We start from the raw sequence: 19,473 nt of genomic DNA, 5'->3' as shown, positions 1-19,473 counted from the left end.
CACGTCAAGTGTTTAAATCAGAACTTCCCATTCTGATTGTTCCAAATCTCACGTGGGGGTATTTCTTCCACGGTATCCCAATGTTCGACCACTTTTCCGTCTTCTAATCTGAACAAGTCATAAAAGGCGATATGAACACCAGCGCGCAGGCCTTCGCAGGCAGTGAGTACAAAGTTACCTTCTGCAAAAGTGCGATGTAGTGTTTGGTAATGAACATATGGCGAACCATCGGGCTGACTTTTCAAGAGGGCATGTTTTAGCGAGTCCAGATCATCACTGAGCTCAGGGCTATGTTCTTTATAATCAGTGGTATTGAAAAAGAGAGGAATCACATCGGGGTTTTGATCTACCAATACTTGATTAACGAGATTGATGATGGTTTCGCGATTGGATTCTGTTTTCTCCAAATCAGCGGCTTCTGTTGCGCCATCAATCATGCTTCGGTCAGAAGCATTGCTGGGCTGCTTGAGCTCTAAGTTGTCCCAATGCTCGACGGTTTTATCCCCTTCAAATCGGAATACTTCAAAGCAGATTTTTACGCTGGAAAAGTCATACTCGGTATGGGCAAACACATAATCGCCATCTGAGAAAATGCGCAGAATCTCAACATGAGGGTTAGTCTTTGCCAGTTTCGCAAACAGCTCAGCTAACCCGACATCACCTTCCTTTGTCATAGGGTTGTGCTGTTTGTACTGGGTTTCATCGACAACTTTAACGGCTTCAGCATCGCCATGCTCAATGCCTTTCTTGAGGAGATCGTGAATCCATTGTTTGCGTTGCTCGCTCATTTCAATGCGTCCTTTCTTTAGCGCGTTGTTTCCCCGAGTCTAGCCGTTAATGATTGCTTTTATTGCTTAAATTTTGATGCACAAAGTCAATTCCTCTTCGTGCCACCATGATAGGCGTCAGTGCCATATTTAATCGTCCTTGCAGCCTTGAGCAGGGCATCAACCAGCAAAGTCAGCGCGCGAGGCTGATGTTGACGCTCGCGATAAACCAAATAGGCGGTTCTGTCGGCTCGGGTATATTCCGGCAAAATCTCAACGAGCTTTTTATTGCCAAAGGTATGACGAAGAGGAAGAGACGAGACGCCAATACCTTGTTCCACAGCAGTAATCACTGCCGCGATGTCATTAACAACTAACTTGGGGCGTATAGCGATGGTGTGCTCAAGGCTCTGTTCGCGATATAGGTTGATGTTCCAGACTTTATCTACGGCTATCCAATCTGCTTGCTTCAACGCTTCAATCGTTGCGATCTCACCATGTTTTTCGAGATAACTTTGGCTGGCAAAGAAGCCATGTCTGGCCGTAAAAAGTGGCCTGGCAATGAAGCTTTCAAGACCGGTTAAATCGAAGGTCATTAAGAGATCCCTATCTGTTGTCGGGATCTGCTGTTCTTGGCTTAAAATAATCTCAAGTTTTACCTTGGGATAATCCTCAAGGAATCGACTAATCACATCCCCAACAAACCCATGATAGAAGTTATTTGGCATGGTCACCTTGAGGTTGCCAAACACCTCGTTGCTATCTTGTAGAATTTGCTCAATCCCAGATTCAAGTTGCTCCATGCTGCTAATGAGTTGTTCATAAGCTCGCTTTCCTGACTCTGTCGCAACGAGCTCTCGTCCTCGCTTTTCCAGTAATCGAACATTGAGCCTTTTTTCCATCGCGCTGATCCGGCGAGACACAGTAGAAGCGGGTAACCCTAATGACTTACATGCCGAAAGCAGCGAGCCATCACGGATGATTTGGCAAAAGAGATAGAGATCGTCAATGTTTCCAAAAATGGAATTCATGGTTCAAATTGTGCCTGTATATCTCGTTTATGGATTTATTTATCTTAAGTCCAAAGACAAAAGCACAGCAAGTTTGAGGTGAGAATGGAAAGGAAACGGTTTTGGATAACAACAGCACTCAGCACATTAGTGATGGCAGTTACTATGTCTGGGTTGATCTCCGGCTACAAAATGGGGTTTTCTGATGATTGGCCCGAGGTCTGGGGGCAGAGTTTTGTGGTTGCTTGGCCGTGCGCATTTTTATTGAGTGTGACTGTGTTGCCGAAAGTCAGGCAGTTCTCAGAGTGGTTGGCGGAAGCAATTTAAACATCAAAGATGACAGTTAGGCTTTTTTACGCAATATTTAGTTAACCCTCTGTATTTGATAGATATAAAATTGATTGCACTCCTTCTATGATTTCTCGTCGACGATTTATTCAACAGGCTGGTGCAGCGGCACTCACGTTGCCTTTTGTTCCTGGCCTTCATGCAACAGAAATAACGCGCCCGAATCGTGCGGCTTGGATAATGCCTGATGAATCGGCGCCTCATGAGCGTACATGGATGGCATTTGGGGCATCAGAGCCAATCTGGGGAAAGAGATTACTTCCTGCGGTTCAAAAAAATCTCGCGGACATTGCGCTCACGATTGCCAAATACGAAACCGTTTCCATGTTGGTACGAAAAAAGGATATGGAAATCGCTCGGGCCTTGATGGGAGACAAGGTTGATCTAATCGAAGGTCAACTCGACGATTTGTGGGCGAGAGATACTGCGCCAGTATTCGTATTGAACGAGCAAGGTGACAAAGCTGCTGTCGACTTCAACTTCAATGGGTGGGGAAATAAGCAACAATATAGACTGGATGCATCCGTGGCAAAGCAGATTGCCCGCCTTAGCCATACTCAACGTATTCAAGCGCGAATTGTTATGGAAGGTGGCTGCATAGAGGTAGACGGGCAGGGTACCGCTATTGTTGCTGAAAGCTGTACTTTAAATGCAAACCGTAACCCTGGTATTTCTAAAGCCCAATTTGAAGATCTTCTGATGCCGTTTTTAGGGTTGGAAAAAATCATTTGGATCCCAGGAATACGAGGACGCGACATCACTGATGGGCATACAGATTTTTACGCTCGATTTACCAGTCCAGGCAATGTGGTCGTTGGTATTGATACCTATCCAGAATCCTATGAATACGAGCTTACCCGAGAGCATTGGGAGATTTTGTCAGCAGCGACCGATGCACAAGGAAACAGGTTGAGCCTTCATGCACTGGAAACGCCAGATACGATTCGTGAAGAGTTTGACAGCAAAGAGTTCGCTGCTGGCTATGTCGGTTTTTATGTTTGTAACCATGCAGTGATCATGCAGGAGTTTGGTGACAAAACTGCGGATGCGAAGGCCAAAGCAACGATGGAGAGACTTTTCCCAGAACGCACTGTGGAGGCATTAAACGTAGATGCCATTGCTGCGGGGGGAGGCAGTATTCACTGTGCAACTCAGCAAGAGCCTCAGATAATCTAGTACCGTAAAACGTTTTCTCACAACCATTTGCTAGATAACTTTGCTATTGGAAATTTAGATACTGGAAGTGTAACTGATAAGGCCACTATTAATTGAGCGTTAAATTTGCCTAAATTCACAGACAAAAAAGATAACGGTGTAATGCATAGTATTTGATGGTGTGGGTTTGTATACAGGTGTTTATTGGAAAAATAAATATATACAAAGATCATGAAAATCAAATTTCAAAGAACGCTTGCTTCGCTGTTACTCCCTGTATCTGCCGTATTAAATCTCGCTAGTGCATCAGAAAATATCTGCACAAAACCAACCAAAATGTCTGATGTCAGCGCTAAATGCGTTGTGACGGATAATTCCTACTGGATGCCTGATAAGTTAGTTATTAGCTTGACTAGCGAATGTGCCGAACGTGTTTTTGTCAAAGCTTGTATGAAAAATGGAAATGATTGGGGAAGGTGGGAATGCAATGCTATTCATCTTTCTAACAACCAAGTATGGGAATCGCAAATTAGCGCCGAATTGGTGTGGTACGAATGGGCTTGGGAAAAGGTAGAGCCGAAAGCGTGTTGATACGCGGGGTATTGGAAAGTAAAAAGCCAGAGCAGTGCTCTGGCTTTTTCTTAGCTGCGTTTAGGTTGCTTGTAAGTACGACCAGCTGCAGCGTAGGTATCGCGGTTCTTGATGTCGAACTGAGTGAAGAAGAACCAGGCGACAAATACAATCACGTCATCGCCCACGTTCATCACGTGTTCGACAAACTCTTGTTCTTCGCCTTGATCATTTTCTTCAGTGAAGACGTGATAAACACGGTTTTCACCTTCAATTTCTGCCAGAGCGAACTGTCCTGTTAGCGCGTTAGCTGCTTCAGCAACCGCCTCGTCTTCGCAGACTTTAAGCATATCGAGGGCTTCAGGAAGGCTGGCTTTTTCGCAAAGGGCTTTGACCAGCGCTTCAAAATCTTTATGTTCCATGGTGGAGCCTTAATGTAGTCAAAAAGTAAAATGCCCGGTTAAACCGGGCATTTCGAACGCAAACGTTAAGGAGTTACGCCTCGATTTCTGCGTTGTGGTAAACGTTTTGTACGTCGTCACAGTCGTTCAGCATGTCCATAAACTTATCGAAGGTTGCAACATCGTCGCCGCTTACTGCAGTCATGGTTTGTGGAACGAAGGTGATTTCTTCAACGTCGATAGTGACTTCTGGCATTGACTCTGTCAGTGCGTTTTTCACTTTGAAGAATTCAGTGTGAGGTGCAAATACAGTAATTACGCCGTCTTCACATTCGATGTCAGTCACGTCAGCGTCTGCCATCATCAACGCTTCCAGTACCGCTTCTTCGTCTTCACCGGCAAACTGGAATACAGCCTGGTGATCAAACATGTGAGCAACAGTACCTGGGCCACCAATCTTTGAGTTGGTTTTCACGAAGCACTGACGCACTTCCATGTAGGTACGGTTGTTGTTGTCAGTTAGACAGTCAACGATCACTGAGCAACCGCCTGGGCCAAAACCTTCGTAGCGCGCAACTTCATAGTTTTCACCGCCGCCGCCAGCTGCTTTCTCGATTGCTTTGTCGATAACGTGCCCTGGCACCTGATCTTTTTTCGCTTTCTCGATCATGCGCTTAAGCGACAGGTTTGAATCTGGATCGCCACCGCCGTTTTTCGCGATAACGTAGATTTCTTTACCGTACTTTGAGTACAGCTTAACTTTGGCGCCTTGTGTTTTCGCCATTGAAGCTTTACGAACTTCGAAACTGCGTCCCATGGGGAGTCACTCTCTTTGATATGCGTTTATTGAAGTGGCAGGGATTTTATCAATCACCCGCAGGGTATTTCCAGCACTAAAAGCGCGATATGGAAGGGTTTTGCTGAGTTTGATCAAGTCTTGTGCGGCTTACACAGCCTGATACAAAAGAAAAGGGAGGCTTTCGCCTCCCTTTGGGTTTCAAGAAGAGGGACTATTTCTTCTCGTATCTAATGTTATCGAGTTGCAGAACCATCGGCCCTGTTGGCTCCATAACAAAGATATTCTTCAGGCCTTCAACATTCGCTTTCGAACCTGGTGCAAAACGGTTACCGTTTTCGATCAGTTCAGCGAAGTTGATACGAACTTCTGTCCATTGACCGAGTGGTGGCACTTCTACATCGATGTCGCTCGATGCTGGCCAGCCGCTGTCTACACGAACAAGGATGTTTGATTCCGGCGCTTTTTCTTCAACCAATAGGTCAAAGACCAACTCACCACCTTGCATCCATTCACCCATGTTGACTTCAGGTGATTCGAAGTAGAAGTTACCGATCTCACCGGTTTTCTTCATTGCCAGCACATCACCACGGCCTTCAACAGGCTTGGTTTCTGTGTAGATCTTGAACTGTGGATCGTACTCTTTCGAACGCAGGTGTTTGTCTGGCTTGTCGCCAAACAGCACAAACTCAGGGCCGGTTGCATAGTCTGGGCCCGGAATAATGATTTCAGGCGCAGGTGTACCAGCGATGAATTGAGCGGAATCCTGAACGGTCGCACAACCTTTGCCGGTTTCACGGTCTTTCGAACATTCGTAAACGCGAACAAAATCCACTTCCATGGTTTGCGGGAAGATAGATGGGTCGATACCGCCTTCGTTAGCATTCGATGCCCAAGAACCACCAATCGCAAGGTTCAGAATCATGTGGAAGCGCTGGTTGAACGGGGCATCAGACTCACCAGTTACCCAGCGACCACCTTCTTTGTATTGGCTGTACCAACCGTCGGAGCGCTGCGTTGCATAGTGGATATCATCGATATACCAGCGCATTTCGTCCTTTTCCCACTCTAGTGAGTAAGTGTGGAAACCGTCTGCAGGGTTTACGTGATCTGGAAGGTGATATTCCGCAGCTGTACTCACGTTATCCGGCCACTCACGACCATAGTGAATAGTACCGTGAATACGTGCTTCTTCTTTACCTGCCTCAGCACCAAGTTCGTCAGTGGCGGTTTTCAGGTTAACCGCTTCAACGATATCGATTTCACCAGAGGCTGCCCAACCGCCAAATACATAATCAGTCGGCAGCATCCAGATGGCCGGCCAAGTACCTTGACCAAATGGCAGTTTTGCACGAACTTCAAAGCGACCGTACTTCCAATCACCTTTGTTCATCGTACGCAAACGCGCAGACGTAAAGGGTAGGGTCGCCATGTGACGAGTTTTACCCTCTGGGTCGGAAGGCCCCGTGAACTGGTAGTCACGAGCGACAATGTGCAGCTTGCCGTCTTCTACAAACGAGTTCACTTTACGATCGGTATAACACTGGCGCTCAGCGTTACCGCCACCGTAACAGTTTTCCTCGTGGCTCCATTTTGATTTATCAATCGCGTCGCCACTAAATTCGTCGTTCCACACCAGAGTCCAGTCGCTGGAAGGACGAACCATAGGAGCGCTGGTATCAGGGCCAGCAGTCACTGGTTGATACACTTTCGACTCACAACCGGCAACAGCAGTAACCACTGCTGCAGCCACTAATGCGCGTCGATAAGGGAAATTAGTCATTGTTGTATCCTTACACGTCGGCAATTCAGGTTAATTGCGCAATACATTCAAACACTTTTGGAGCTACTTACAGCGTAGCCTTTCAACTCCAAAGGCTTACCAGTAGGCATCCGCCTGAATACCGAAGACAACGTCGTCTTTCAGTGGTATGGCTTGGTTGCCTTCTTCGCCCGTTGTCCATGAGAGCGGGAGGTAAGTTGCAGTAAAGCGGATTTCTGCCGTCGATAGACCATCGGAAAGCACAAATGTAGGCGCTACCGTAAATTTAGATTGGTGCCAATGGCCACCATTCTGAACGTTTTCGTAGTAACCCACCTCAGTTTGAATGATGAAGTTGTTTTTGACTGGGAAGATATTGCGCATCATTGCTGATACCCAGTAGTTGTAGCCAGCATCATTGCCTTCGTTATTCGTGCCTTCATCGTTGTATTGCGCTTGAAGTGCAGGGAAGAAACCAATTCCTTGGCTGTTGGTATATCCACCCCAGAGAAGTGCGCGAACGGACTTGGCGTCATCTTCACGAAGCGTTACCCGGTAATACGGGTCACCAAAAATAGGGGCTAGGCCGTCTTCACCAAACTGGCTCGTGTCATTAACTTTGTAACCTTGTGTGAGTGAACCAGGTCTTAAAGATACAAAGTCGGTCATTGTGCCGCCAAGAAGGTTACCTGAACCTAACCCTTCGCCAGCTTGAAGAATGGCATATGAAAATGCATTTCCTTTTAAACCGAAGAAGTCGAGCATATGATAGATGGCAGTGACATCGTAACCATCTTCAGCCCATTCCTTACCGGTAAGATCCCAATTGTCAGGCATGTACTTATAGTTGCCTTGCAGGGTTAATGCACCAAGATTGTAAGAGAGGTGAAGGGTGTGCATTGGATTGTTTTGATTGTCAAAAATGCTTGCGCGCTCAGCATCAGTCACATAGCGAGCGTTTTGTTGTTTGATGACCTCTGCGTTTGTTGAAGCGTTGTCAATGAAGTCGTCATAATCGTCGTAACTATCACTGATGTTTCTATCGCTAGCGATGTACGCCAAATCAATGAAGCTATCTCCAATCTCGTAATCTTCTATACCTACACCAATGCCGTCGATGTCGGTGTAAAAGAAGTCGGTCATAAAGATGTAATTCTCTTCACCTAACTTTCTTCGACCCGCCCAAAGACTGCCTGATGGTGTAACACCGGACATCTCTACGTATCCGATAAGGTCATCGAATTCAATGTCACCGATTCCGACATGAATGCTGAGCTGTTGATCCTCTCCAATGTTGGAGCGAGCAATAAAGTTCAGGTTTCCATCGTTATCTGCCTCTAGTCCGAGACGCCCCAGTTGCTCTTTTTGCCCAGGGATATCAGCTTTCTTGAAATCATTTTCCGAACTGAAAAAGTAACCAGCACGGAAATAACCATGAAACTCAAACTCGTCAATGATGTCTGCGTTTGCTGGCGAGCTCGTAAGAGCACCGATGCCACACAGAACAGCCACCGCTAATGTAGACTTGTTCATTTTCACTCCATAAGCGAAGTTGGTTTACTTTTTGAAAGCGCTTTCTTGTGAATTTAAATAAATACCCGATTCTAAGTTTATGTTAAGCCGAACACCCTATCGGCTTAACGTGTACAACAGTCGAGTTTGTCTAGCTTTTTATCCATCCCTTCCAGCAGAACTGGCAATCTAGTTACCAAAACGTTAAAGAAACCGATAGTCAAAGCAACCGTAAAGAGGTGCGGGGGCATCTGCAAATAGTCACAGGTTAAAATGTTATCCATTTCACATAATGTTCACAAATTGACTGGATTACTTGTCTTCTTAATTAAGAGGTTAGGCAATTGTCCCATAAGCGAACCAATAAAAGCCAAGTGTCTCATTAGTGGTTATTAGATCATTCGTTGCAAATTACTGTGTGATAAATCCCATTTATTGCCAGTAAAGCCGAAGATTCTGATTGAGAAGCTCATGTGATTAACAATATCTTTACATCATACGCGGGCGTGTATCCCCGTTTTGGTTAGAGCCGTTCAAACGGCTTTATTTTGAACTTGCTTAGAAAGCGCTTTCTTTTTGTAACGACACCCACACCCAAATGTGATTCTCCGTGCGACATGTGGAGTTTCTAGTCCCTGCAAGGTAGTGGCCGCTGCGGGTTAGAAGTAAGGATTCAGGAATACGGACGATATGATGAAAAATTTATTTGCAAAGATGCTGCTGATGAGCTCGGTCGCACTGAGCGGTTGTGGCGGCGGTGATGACTCACCAGGTGGAATTCCTCCAGCCGGGACTCCTACAGGAAACAATGTTTATACCGTTTACTACCAAGGGGTGCTAAATCCTGACTTAGAAGGAATTGGTTTTCAGAATGAAGCTGCATCAGACAGTGCAGGCAGCTTTGTTGGTACAGCTTTCATGGCGGCAAATGGCGAGACTCAGTCATTGCTAGCGGAAGGGCCAACTGATTCCAATGTTTTCCAAGAAGCTGAGTGGGGTTGGGGAGCGGGTGTTATAGGCTCTGATGGCCAAAAAGCGGGTTCGGCTAACCTAACAGGATACAACGACGGCTACCTGAACTTTGAAATCAAAGGCACGACAACCCAACCCGTAACAGTTGGTTTCCAAACGGGTAAAGGTACCGATTTCGAAGGCAATGAACTTAACCAGCGCCCTGTCAAAATTGCTTCGGTTGAACTTCAATCGGATACAAAAAGTGCAAACAGCCAGGTAGCACCGAGAGCTGGTGATGACCGTACGATTGGCTCTGATTGGAAAACTATTCGAATTCCGATGAGCGAGTTGATGGGCAATATTGCCATGGATCTGGCTGATGTCTCAATGCCACTGTTTGTCCAGACAAAAGGCAGCGATGCAGTTGTTGAACTTCGAGCGGTTTACTTCAGTTCGTCTACAAATACAAACGTCGGCGAAGATATTGGTGTGGGTCAAACGCAAAATATTACTAACCCAGACTCAACAGTGACCCTCTTCAGTGATGGATCTTTGCAAAACGATCTTCAAGCGTTTGGATGGGAAGAGACGTCTTTTCTTGGCGCTAATTCTGATCTGCAATCACTAGAGTTGACCACACCGCCAACCGGAGGAACATCCAAAGATTGGGGCTGGGGGGCAGGTTTGGTACTGCCTCAAACTGGAGCGGTATCACTGGTTGGCTTCGAAGATGGCTATCTAAATTTCGATATCAAAGGCACAACGACAACTGATATCAATATTGGCTTCCAAACAGGCGTTTTTGATAGTTCTACTCGTCCTCAAACAAGCAACTCGGTGGTGTTTGGTCCGACTGGCCGCACTTTGACATCAGATTGGCAAACTGTACAAATCCCAGTATCTGAGCTTTTGGGAACCAAAACAGTAGATATGTCTGACGTAACTTCGCCTCTCTTCTTTAGTTCCAGCGCTACAGCAGATGGCGGTGTTATTGAAGTAAGAAATGCTTTCTTCAGCAAGACGAAAGATGATGAAATTGGAGCCGATTTGACTGACGGCGGCACTGACGGTGGTACTGACGGTGGCACTGACGGTGGTACTGACGGCAGCAGCAGTAGCGATTACGCAGTAGCGCCTGAAATTGCGCCTCAGCCAGCGCCTACGGGTAACTTCCCTGTTTCTTCAGTAGCCGGTGGTGTCGCTCCTGGGCAACCAGTGCTCGGTACTACTGAACTTCCTGCAATCTCATATGGTGCTTTCCGCGCGGAAGAGCGTTCTAACGAAAGCGCTCCTAGCGTTGAAGAAATTAAAGAAGATCTAAAGATTATGCATGCCGCAGGCATCCGTATGTTACGCACTTACAATACGCGTGACTTTATCGATACTGAAAGGCTGCTCCAAGCGATTAGCGAACTCCAACAGGAAGACGCCAACTTCGAAATGAATGTGATGCTTGGTGTGTGGATTTCTGCTCTGAATGCGTTTTCCGATCTTGAATTAGACAGTACTCAAGAGCACCCCAATAACCAACTCGAGATGGAGAAAGCTGTCGAGTTTGCTCAAACTTATCCAAACATCATCAAAGTTATCGCAGTTGGTAATGAGGCGATGGTCGAGTGGTCTGCGTACCGCATTGAGCCAAGATTTGTACTGAAACATGTTAATGATCTTCAGGCACTTAAAGCTGACGGAACCATTGACAAAAATATCTGGATCACCACTTCTGAAAACTGGGCTGTATGGGCAATTAATGACGGTTTCTATCAGCAATATGAAGCTGACCTCAAAGCGTTGATCCAAGCTGTTGATTACGTGTCTGTCCATGTATACCCATTCCATGACACTATCTATGATAGCGATTTCTGGCCAGTTCCTGAGTCAGAACAGTCTCTTACGCGTCAAGAGCAAGCTGATAAAGCCATGGAGCGCGCCTTCAATAAAGCGCTGACCCAAATCGATGCAGTGAAAGACAGTGTGATGGCCGTAGACAGTACCAAACAGGTGCATATTGGTGAAACCGGTTGGTCTACAGAGTCTACTGACGGTGCAGGCCAGGGCGGCACTGGTGCTGCTGGCGAGTACAACCAGAAGAAGTACTACGATGCAATGAGCCAATGGGCTGTCGATTACGGCGCGTCTGTGTTCTTCTTCCAATCATTTGATGAACCATGGAAAGCTGGTTGGGATGGAGATAGAGCGCAAGCTGAAGGTCACTCAGAGAAACACTTTGGTTTGGTCGATATTGACGGTAACGCCAAATATGCAATTTGGGATCTTGTAGATGCCGGCGCATTTGAAGGAATCACTCGTGGTGGTAATCAGATCGTTAAGTCACACGGTGGTGTAGAACAAAACGTCATTGATGCAATTTTTGCCATTCCATATGAAACGGGTTCTGATGACTCTGGAGCTGGATACGTCATGTATACCGGTAAGGACACTGTTCACAACTTCAACGATATTCAACTTTGGCCTAACGGCGAAGACACTAGACTTGAAGATGTGAATGATGATTCCTACAACCCGGTTAAACAGCTCACTGCAACTTTAGGTTGGGGGGCTGTTGCTTGGATTTTCAACGATAACCCTGTTGACTTGACCGCATATACCCATGTTGAGTTCAAAGTTAAAACAGCCGCTTCTGATGTACAGGTAACTGTTGAAAATCAAGATGGTGGGAAGTCAGAAAACAAATATGGCACTGCAACGGGCTCTTCGCTTGCTAACGGTTGGGTTCAAATGAGCGTGCCAGTGCCTTCCTACACCGACATGACAATATTTGCTTTATCTCTCGTTGACCTTCCAGATACGGAAACATTGCAGATAGCAGATATTGCATTTGTTAATAACGATAGCAACGGTGGAGACGACACTCCGCCTGAAACTGCTTACATTTCTTACACGGGTCAGGCAAACAACTTTCCGGCTGAAGATATTGCATATTGGGAAGGTTTAAGTGTTGAGATTACAAGAGGTGGCGCGTTTGATGAGGTATTCAATGTCACCTCAAGTGAAACATGGGAAGCATTAGCCTGGACGTTCAACAATAACCCTGCGGATATAACCTCGTATACAAATGCACAATTTAAAGTGCGTACGGATAATGAAACGATAGGTGTGCTTGTCCAGAGCTTGTCGCAACCAGAGTCCAACAAAGACTACGCAATTTCAAGTGGTGTAGCGCTTTCAGATGGCTGGGTACAAATGGAAGTACCATTGCCCAATTACTCTGATATGAAGACGTTTGCCTTTGCGTTCAAAGGTGAGAATGCCGGGTCTTTTGAAATTGCTGATATAGCATTTATCACCAAAGAAAGACCAGTTTCTCCAGAGACGGCTTATCTATCGTACACAGGCCAAGTCACTAACCCACCAATTGATGCATTGCAATTCTGGGGGGAGCTCGACGGCGACACGAAAGAAGGGGGTGTTTATGACCCTATATTCGAGGTCACGTCAAATGATAATTGGCAGTCTATAACTTGGTTATACAATCTAAATCCTATTGATATCACTTCATACACACACGCGCAGTTTAAGGTGTTGACAAGCGAGCCAGAAATCGGCGTGTTGATACAAAGCATCATTAATGACGAGGAAGTTCAAGAGAGCTACTTCATCTCAGAGGGCGAGGCGCTTTCTGATGGTTGGGTGCAGATGGAAGTATCTTTGCCTGAATTCAATCAAATGACAGCTTTTGCGTTGGTATTTACTAAAGCAGGTTCTTTTGAAATTGCAGATGTTACTTTTGTAAATCAAGGCACTGATGGTGGAACTGACGGCGGCACCGATGGTGGTACAGACGGCGGCACCGATGGTGGTACAGACGGCGGCACCGATGGTGGTACAGACGGCGGCACCGATGGTGGTACAGACGGCGGCACCGATGGTGGTACTGACGGCGGCACCGATGGTGGCACTGACGGCGGCACTGACGGCGGGACCGATGGTGGCACTGACGGCGGCACTGATGGTGGCACTGACGGCGGCACGCCAATCGTGATCTTCAATGATGAAGCAAACCCTCAATGGGTTGCTTGGAGTGATGCCGCACCGGATGCCGTTCAACCGGTAGTGACTGACAGCGATGCAGCACATGGCGTTGTAACCTCGTTTGAACAGCCAACTGACAAATGGGCGGCGACTGGTTTCAACACTCGTAAAGCAGGCACTCCAACTCCTCTCAATGTTAACGAGTGGATGGTTGATGGTGTCATATCTTTCGATATGAAGTTGATTGAAGAAGGTGACACGCCAGCGACGACTTGGCAGTTCAAAGCGGAGTCTAACGGTGGCCGCTACGATGACAATCATGATATAGGAGAAGAGGCCGATGTTGACCTTGGTCCGCTACCAGAGTTGAACGTATGGCAAACTTATACGGTTGAACTGAGTGAACTGTCAAACCAAGGTTTAGACCTCACTAACATCGATCTTATTATGGTGTTCCCAGCATGGCAGACTGGAGCAGGTTCTAAGTACCTGATTGACAATGTTATTGTTTCACCGACAGGCACTGACGGCGGCACCGACGGTGGTACTGACGGCGGCACCGACGGTGGTACTGACGGCGGCACCGACGGTGGTACTGACGGCGGCACCGATGGTGGTACTGACGGTGGCACCGATGGTGGAGCTTTAGGTGATCCCAATGACTTGTTTACCTTTAACGGTTCTCAAGATGACATTGATCTCCAATTCAATGGTGACCAATGGGGAAGCGGTGCGGTCCTCAGCTCAAACACTAATGATTCGCCATATTCTGACTCAGTCACGAGCATGCCTGGAAACAATTGGCGTGGTGAGGGTGCACCTGATGAGCAATGGGCTGTGGTAGTGATTGAGACTGTCGAAACTTCGGGAGCAGATATCACGGGCTACACTCACTTTTCTTTCAAAGTGCAGGAAAATGCTTACTATGAAACAAAAATTGAGTTCCAACGCCCAAGCGGTGCACCAGATACTCATTTGTTCAGTACTAAGAATCCTGACGGAGCCATTGGTGAGATCGTCGAGGAGAGCTTGGGCAATGGGTGGAAGAAAGTAACCGTTCAGACTCCAGACTTCACCGATATGAAAACTTTGGGCATTATCCTCAAGGGAGAGACAGCGGATGTGGGTGACGTTAAGTTTGCTGAGTTTGAGTTCTATGGTGGCACCGATGGTGGCACTGACGGCGGCACCGATGGTGGCACAGACGGCGGGACCGATGGTGGCACTGACGGCGGGACCGATGGTGGCACTGACGGCGGGACCGATGGCGGCACCGATGGTGGCACAGACGGCGGGACCGATGGTGGCACTGACGGCGGGACCGATGGTGGTACTGACGGCGGGACTGATGGTGGCACGACAGGTAACATGCCAATCGTGATCTTCAATGGCGCAGCAAACCCTCAATGGGTTGCTTGGAGTGATGCCGCACCGGATGCCGTTCAACCGGTAGTGACTGACAGCGATGCAGCACATGGCGTTGTAACCTCGTTTGAACAGCCAACTGACAAATGGGCGGCGACTGGTTTCAACACTCGTAAAGCAGGCACTCCAACTCCTCTCAATGTTAACGAGTGGATGGTTGATGGTGTCATATCTTTCGATATGAAGTTGATTGAAGAAGGTGACACGCCAGCGACGACTTGGCAGTTCAAAGCGGAGTCTAACGGTGGCCGCTACGATGACAATCATGATATAGGAGAAGAGGCCGATGTTGACCTTGGTCCGCTACCAGAGTTGAACGTATGGCAAACTTATACGGTTGAACTGAGTGAACTGTCAAACCAAGGTTTAGACCTCACTAACATCGATCTTATTATGGTGTTCCCAGCATGGCAGACTGGAGCAGGTTCTAAGTACCTGATTGACAATGTGACTGTCTCACCGACTGGCACTGATGGAGGTACTGACGGTGGGACCGATGGAGGCACCGACGGTGGAGCAGTAGGTGATCCTAATGACTTGTTTACCTTTAACGGTTCTCAAGGTGACATTGATCTCCAATTCAATGGTGACCAATGGGGAAGCGGCGCAGTGCTCAGCTCAAATACCAATGATTCTCCATATTCTGACTCCGTCACGAGCATACCTGGAAACAATTGGCGTGGTGAGGGTGCACCTGATGAGCAATGGGCTGTGGTAGTGATTGAGACTGTCGATACTTCGGGAGCAAATATCACGGGCTACACTCACTTTTCTTTCAAAGTGCAGGAAAATGCTTACTATGAAACAAAAATTGAGTTCCAACGCCCAAGCGGTGCACCAGATACTCATTTGTTCAGTACTAAGAATCCTGACGGAGCCATTGGTGAGATCGTCGAGGAGAGCTTGGGCAATGGGTGGAAGAAAGTAACCGTTCAGACTCCAGACTTCACTGATATGAAAACTTTGGGCATTATCCTCAAGGGAGAGACAGCGGATGTGGGTGACGTTAAGTTTGCTGAATTTGAATTTACAACAAACTAAAAACCTTACTAATACCTAGTATATTCAAGGGAGCCAGCGGCTCCCTTATTTTTTAGAACTGAAAGCTATGTTTGTTTGATTTACCTGAATCAAAAAGGCTCTAAATTGTGATTCATCTCACTTTTTGGGGCCTTTTTTCATTTTCCCGCTCAGTTTTTTCCGCGTTTCTTTCCATGTAGGGGTGTCACCCATAAAAACACTCAAGGAAAGAACAGATGGCACTTATCATCGGCGGCGCAGGGCTGGGACAGTTTGACGTACAGGGACAGGCGACGGTCGGGGGCGCAGGCGGGATAGCCGTGAACGCGTTCACCGGCAATGTCGTGGCGGGGGGCGCCGACCAGCGTCTGATTACCCAGGGGCTGGACCTGTCACTGGCACGCACCTACAACAGCCAGGGTACCAGCGGGGAAGCGTGGCGCTTCTCGTTTGAGCGTTCAGTGCTGGCGGCCGGGGATGTGCTTGAGCGCGTGACCGGGGATGGCCATCGCAGTGTGTTCCGATTGCAAGCGGATGGGTCGTACCTGTCGACGTCCGGCAGCGGTGCCCATGATGTGCTGGTGCGTGACGGAGAGACCTGGGTGTACACCGAAGGGACGACGGGTCTTCGTGAAGTGTACCGTGTGGGTGACGGTCAGCTTCAGTACACCGAAGACAGCGACGGCAACCGCGTCACCTACGGGTATGAGAATGGCGTGCTGACTTCGCTGGTGGGCGCGGGCGGGGAGACCCTGAGTGTGGTCTATGATGACGCCGGCCGTGTCTCGCGTTTAGATACCTATGTGGCGGGGGCAGACGGTGACCTGACCCACAGCCACAGCAAAGTCCATTACGGGTATGACGACCTGGGGCGTCTGTCGTCGGTGACGGTGGACTTAACCCCGGCGGATAAATCTATCGAAGATGGCCATGTTTTTACCACCACCTACACCTATCACGGCACCTCCTCCCTGATAGACAGTGTCACCCAGAGTAACGGCAGTGTGGTGACCCTGTCGTATCAGGATGTGGAGGGGCAGACGCGCCTGAGCACTGTCAATGATAACGGTCAGGTGACGGCCTTTGACTGGGACATGACCCGGGCCAACGGGCACCAGCTGGCGGTGACCGATGCGGGTGGCGCGGTGCGCTACTACCAGCACGATGCACAAGGACGCCTGACGTCCGTGCTGTCACCGGACGTGGTGTATGGGGAAAGTGCCGGGGCAGAGGCTGCTGCGGTGCAAGGCCGTATGACCTATACCTATGACGACGCTGACAACCTCAAGACCGTCACCGACGCCAGCGGGGCGGTGGTACGTAACACCTATGACGATAACGGTAACCTGACAGAGGTGCACCGCAACGGGGTGCTGACCCTGTCCCATGCCTATGATGCCAACAACCAGCGTATCAGCAGCACCCGCTACCACGAAGACGGCACGGTTGAAGGTATCAGCCATGCGGTGTATGACGGACGCCTGCTGCGCTTTACTGTGTCCTCGGTGGGCAGTGTCACCGAGCACACCTACAATGGGGTGGGCGAGCGGGTCTCAACCCGGGTGTACACCGGGGCGCCGTTCGACACCGGGGCGGTGGTTGACCTGTCCGCTCTCGAGGGCTGGGCAGGCACACAGAACAAACAACAGAGTATCCTGACGGACTACACCTATGCCCGCGGGGAAGTGGCGACCCAGACCACCTACACCCAGCTGGACAGTGAAGGTCAGGGTATCGTGGTGGCCGACATCACGGTCTCCAGTTCGACACAGGCCAGTGGCCGCAGCGTGAGCGTGGGCACCACCCCGGTGGTGAGCGACCTGGGGACGGGCATTACCCTGACGGTGCTGGATGCACAGCACCGGGTGGTCTCCAGTACGACGGTAGACACCCAGACTGAAGCGGCCGGGGGCCGGTTGCTGACAGAGGCATTAGCCGCACTGGTGATGCCGGAAGAAGGGGGCAAGGTGGTGGTGACCGGCTCAGACGGCTGGGCCAACAACTTCAGCGGCAAGGCCGCGAATGCTCTGAAAGCCCTGGGGCTGGACCACCCGCTGTTTACCGGGACAATAGACGAGCGCCGCGCCTCAGACACCCTACTGGTGGCGGTGAGTGAAGTCAAAGACGGCCAGTGGTCACTGGTAGACCAGAGTGTGCGGGCGGCAGACGGGGCACTGACCCTGTCAGTGACCGGCACTGAACATGTGCAGATGACCTATGATGCGTTCGGCAACCTGCTGGGGACACAGACCCTGAGCGGGAACCTGGCGACGGGGGAAGTGCGGGTGCTGTCCCAGAGCAGCCAGGTGGTGGATGGCCTGAACCGGGTTATCAGCACCACGGACGCGGCCGGGAACACCGTCAGTACCCAGTACCTGGACGCCAGCCGGCAGGTGTTGGTGACCCAGGAAAGTGGCCTGGTGACCGAGCGCACCTTCAGTGCGCGCGGGGAGCTGGTGACCGAGACCCAGCGGGCGACAGGGGAAGCGAGCCGCACCCGTGGCTTTGTCTATGATGCCCGTGGCCAGCTTGTGGCCAGCACCTACCCGAACGGCAGCGTGAGCGTGCAGCAGTATGACAGTGCGGGACGTCTGTGGGTGAGTGTGTCCGTGACCGGTCAGGTGACCGAGTACCGCCGGGACAGTGAAGGGCGGGTGGTGCAGGAAATCCGCTACGACAGTGCGTTGGACATGACCGGCTGGTTGAGTGACGAGGATGGTCAGTCCACCCTCGCTGTTACGACAGAGGATATCCTGTCCCAGGTCAGCGAGAAGGCGACCCACCGTATTATCACCACCGAGTACGATGCCCGAGGCCGTGTGCACCGGGTGATTGACGGGGAAGGGCGTGTGGCCGAGACGGTGTATGACCACCAGGACCGCCCGACCCAGACCCTGACCTACACACAAGGTGACCGGGCGAATGCCGTGTCAGCGACCCAGACGTATGATGCAGCAGGGCGTCTTGATAGCCAGACCGATGCTGACGGCTTTATCACCCGCTATGCCTATGATGCGGCAGGGCGTCTGAGTGAGACCCGCACCTACCATGTGGCCCACGCCGCTGAGACCAGTGGCCTCGTTGACCGTGTCCAAACGTTTTATGATGCCAAAGGGCGTCAGCAGTACGTGCTGGACGCCCAGGGCTTTTTAACCGGGACCCGCTACCTGGATGCCGGGCGTGAAGTGGCGACCTATCGCTATGCGAAACCCGTGACCCACCGCGACGGGGGTATCACCAGTATCTTGAACAAAGCCGGCGATGCGCAGTTGCTGAGCCGGGTACGCCATGACAGCGCCGGACGCCTTATCAGCAGCATCAACCAGTATGGTGTAGAGACCCGCTACGCCTACGATGAGGTGACCGGGCTGTTGCGCCAGCAGACCCTGGCGGCCAACACCGATGACAGCCGCAGCGTGTACCAGACCTACACCGGCTTTCATGAGCAAGAAGGCCAGGTGACCCTGGCGGGCAAACAGGACTGGCAATCGCTGGCCCTGACCGACCTGGTCAAGGGGCGGGGCAGCCAGACCACCTATAACAGCATGGGCTGGACGGAGACCACTTCCCACCCGGCGACCGGCACCACCACCTATGCCTATGACCAGGCAGGGCGCCTGCTGTCGACGACCGACGCAGAGGGCAGCACCACGTCCACCACCTACAACGCCTTCGGGGAAACAGAGACCCGGACAGCCGGGGGGGAACGCAAAGAGAGCTTCACCTACGACAACGCCGGGCGTCTGAGCCGCACGGTGGA

At 49.8% G+C, this 19,473-nt stretch carries 13 protein-coding genes and 2 pseudogenes; 6 read left to right on the top strand and 9 right to left on the bottom strand.

The genetic code is table 11. The annotated features are described in order from the left end of the window. Positions 1-17: 17 nt before the first annotated feature. Together GCE9029_RS16795 and GCE9029_RS16790 are read right to left on the bottom strand one after the other, a co-directional pair. A complete protein-coding gene (locus GCE9029_RS16795) occupies positions 18-788 on the bottom strand; it encodes a nuclear transport factor 2 family protein (protein ID WP_062664954.1) in 771 nt (256 codons plus the stop codon). An 86-nt stretch (positions 789-874) separates the two neighbouring features. After that, positions 875-1,798, bottom strand: coding sequence for a LysR family transcriptional regulator (locus tag GCE9029_RS16790; RefSeq protein ID WP_062664951.1), 924 nt, complete (start codon positions 1,796-1,798; stop codon positions 875-877). 84 nt (positions 1,799-1,882) lie between these two features. Here GCE9029_RS16790 and GCE9029_RS16785 point away from each other — a divergent pair, with 84 nt between their 5' ends. From GCE9029_RS16785 to GCE9029_RS16775, 3 genes are all read left to right on the top strand, one after another. Beyond that, a complete protein-coding gene (locus GCE9029_RS16785; RefSeq protein ID WP_062664949.1) occupies positions 1,883-2,104 on the top strand; it encodes a DUF2798 domain-containing protein in 222 nt (73 codons plus the stop codon). 87 nt (positions 2,105-2,191) lie between these two features. Then, on the top strand, positions 2,192-3,301 hold the full coding sequence (locus GCE9029_RS16780) for an agmatine deiminase family protein (protein ID WP_062664947.1): 1,110 nt from the start codon (positions 2,192-2,194) through the stop codon (positions 3,299-3,301). Positions 3,302-3,511: 210 nt separating this feature from the next. Next, positions 3,512-3,871, top strand: a complete 360-nt coding sequence (locus GCE9029_RS16775) for a hypothetical protein (protein WP_062664945.1) — start codon at positions 3,512-3,514, stop codon at positions 3,869-3,871. 50 nt (positions 3,872-3,921) lie between these two features. On the opposite strand, the gene GCE9029_RS16770 is transcribed toward GCE9029_RS16775, so the two are convergent. The 4 genes from GCE9029_RS16770 to GCE9029_RS16755 form a co-directional block, all read right to left on the bottom strand. Then, positions 3,922-4,272 carry a hypothetical protein gene (locus GCE9029_RS16770; RefSeq protein ID WP_062664943.1) on the bottom strand — a complete coding sequence of 117 codons (351 nt, stop codon included), beginning with the start codon at positions 4,270-4,272 and terminating at the stop codon, positions 3,922-3,924. Positions 4,273-4,345: 73 nt separating this feature from the next. Then, positions 4,346-5,068, bottom strand: a complete 723-nt coding sequence (locus GCE9029_RS16765; protein ID WP_062664941.1) for a YebC/PmpR family DNA-binding transcriptional regulator — start codon at positions 5,066-5,068, stop codon at positions 4,346-4,348. A 193-nt stretch (positions 5,069-5,261) separates the two neighbouring features. Next, the gene (locus GCE9029_RS16760; RefSeq protein WP_062664939.1) at positions 5,262-6,830 is read right to left on the bottom strand and encodes a glycoside hydrolase family 16 protein; all 1,569 of its coding nucleotides are present in this window, start codon (positions 6,828-6,830) and stop codon (positions 5,262-5,264) included. A 96-nt stretch (positions 6,831-6,926) separates the two neighbouring features. Then, positions 6,927-8,342, bottom strand: coding sequence for a carbohydrate porin (locus GCE9029_RS16755; RefSeq protein WP_062664937.1), 1,416 nt, complete (start codon positions 8,340-8,342; stop codon positions 6,927-6,929). Positions 8,343-9,011: 669 nt separating this feature from the next. Here GCE9029_RS16755 and GCE9029_RS26370 point away from each other — a divergent pair. After that, positions 9,012-15,734: a glycoside hydrolase family 17 protein gene (locus tag GCE9029_RS26370; RefSeq protein ID WP_062664935.1), complete on the top strand. Its 6,723-nt coding sequence runs from the start codon at positions 9,012-9,014 to the stop codon at positions 15,732-15,734. 215 nt (positions 15,735-15,949) lie between these two features. Then, a pseudogene (locus GCE9029_RS27135) lies at positions 15,950-16,222 on the top strand (DUF6531 domain-containing protein); the annotation flags it as partial. A 387-nt stretch (positions 16,223-16,609) separates the two neighbouring features. On the opposite strand, the gene GCE9029_RS26815 reads toward GCE9029_RS27135, so the two are convergent. The 3 genes from GCE9029_RS26815 to GCE9029_RS27060 all read right to left on the bottom strand — a co-directional run bounded on the left by GCE9029_RS26815 (position 16,610) and on the right by GCE9029_RS27060 (position 18,586). Next, entirely contained in the window at positions 16,610-16,876 is a 267-nt protein-coding gene (locus GCE9029_RS26815) for a hypothetical protein (protein WP_231870133.1), read from the bottom strand. A gap of 390 nt (positions 16,877-17,266) precedes the next feature. After that, positions 17,267-17,575, bottom strand: a complete 309-nt coding sequence (locus GCE9029_RS26810) for a hypothetical protein (protein ID WP_231870132.1) — start codon at positions 17,573-17,575, stop codon at positions 17,267-17,269. A 321-nt stretch (positions 17,576-17,896) separates the two neighbouring features. Next, positions 17,897-18,586: a hypothetical protein gene (locus GCE9029_RS27060; RefSeq protein ID WP_231870138.1), complete on the bottom strand. Its 690-nt coding sequence runs from the start codon at positions 18,584-18,586 to the stop codon at positions 17,897-17,899. 672 nt (positions 18,587-19,258) lie between these two features. Here GCE9029_RS27060 and GCE9029_RS27130 point away from each other — a divergent pair. Then, positions 19,259-19,465: pseudogene (locus GCE9029_RS27130) on the top strand (hypothetical protein); the annotation flags it as partial. Positions 19,466-19,473: the final 8 nt, after the last annotated feature.

Origin of the sequence: Grimontia celer (assembly GCF_900055185.1) — a bacterium.
Classification (GTDB): Bacteria; Pseudomonadota; Gammaproteobacteria; order Enterobacterales; family Vibrionaceae; genus Enterovibrio; species Enterovibrio celer.
This window is presented reverse-complemented; position numbering and strand designations above follow the sequence as displayed.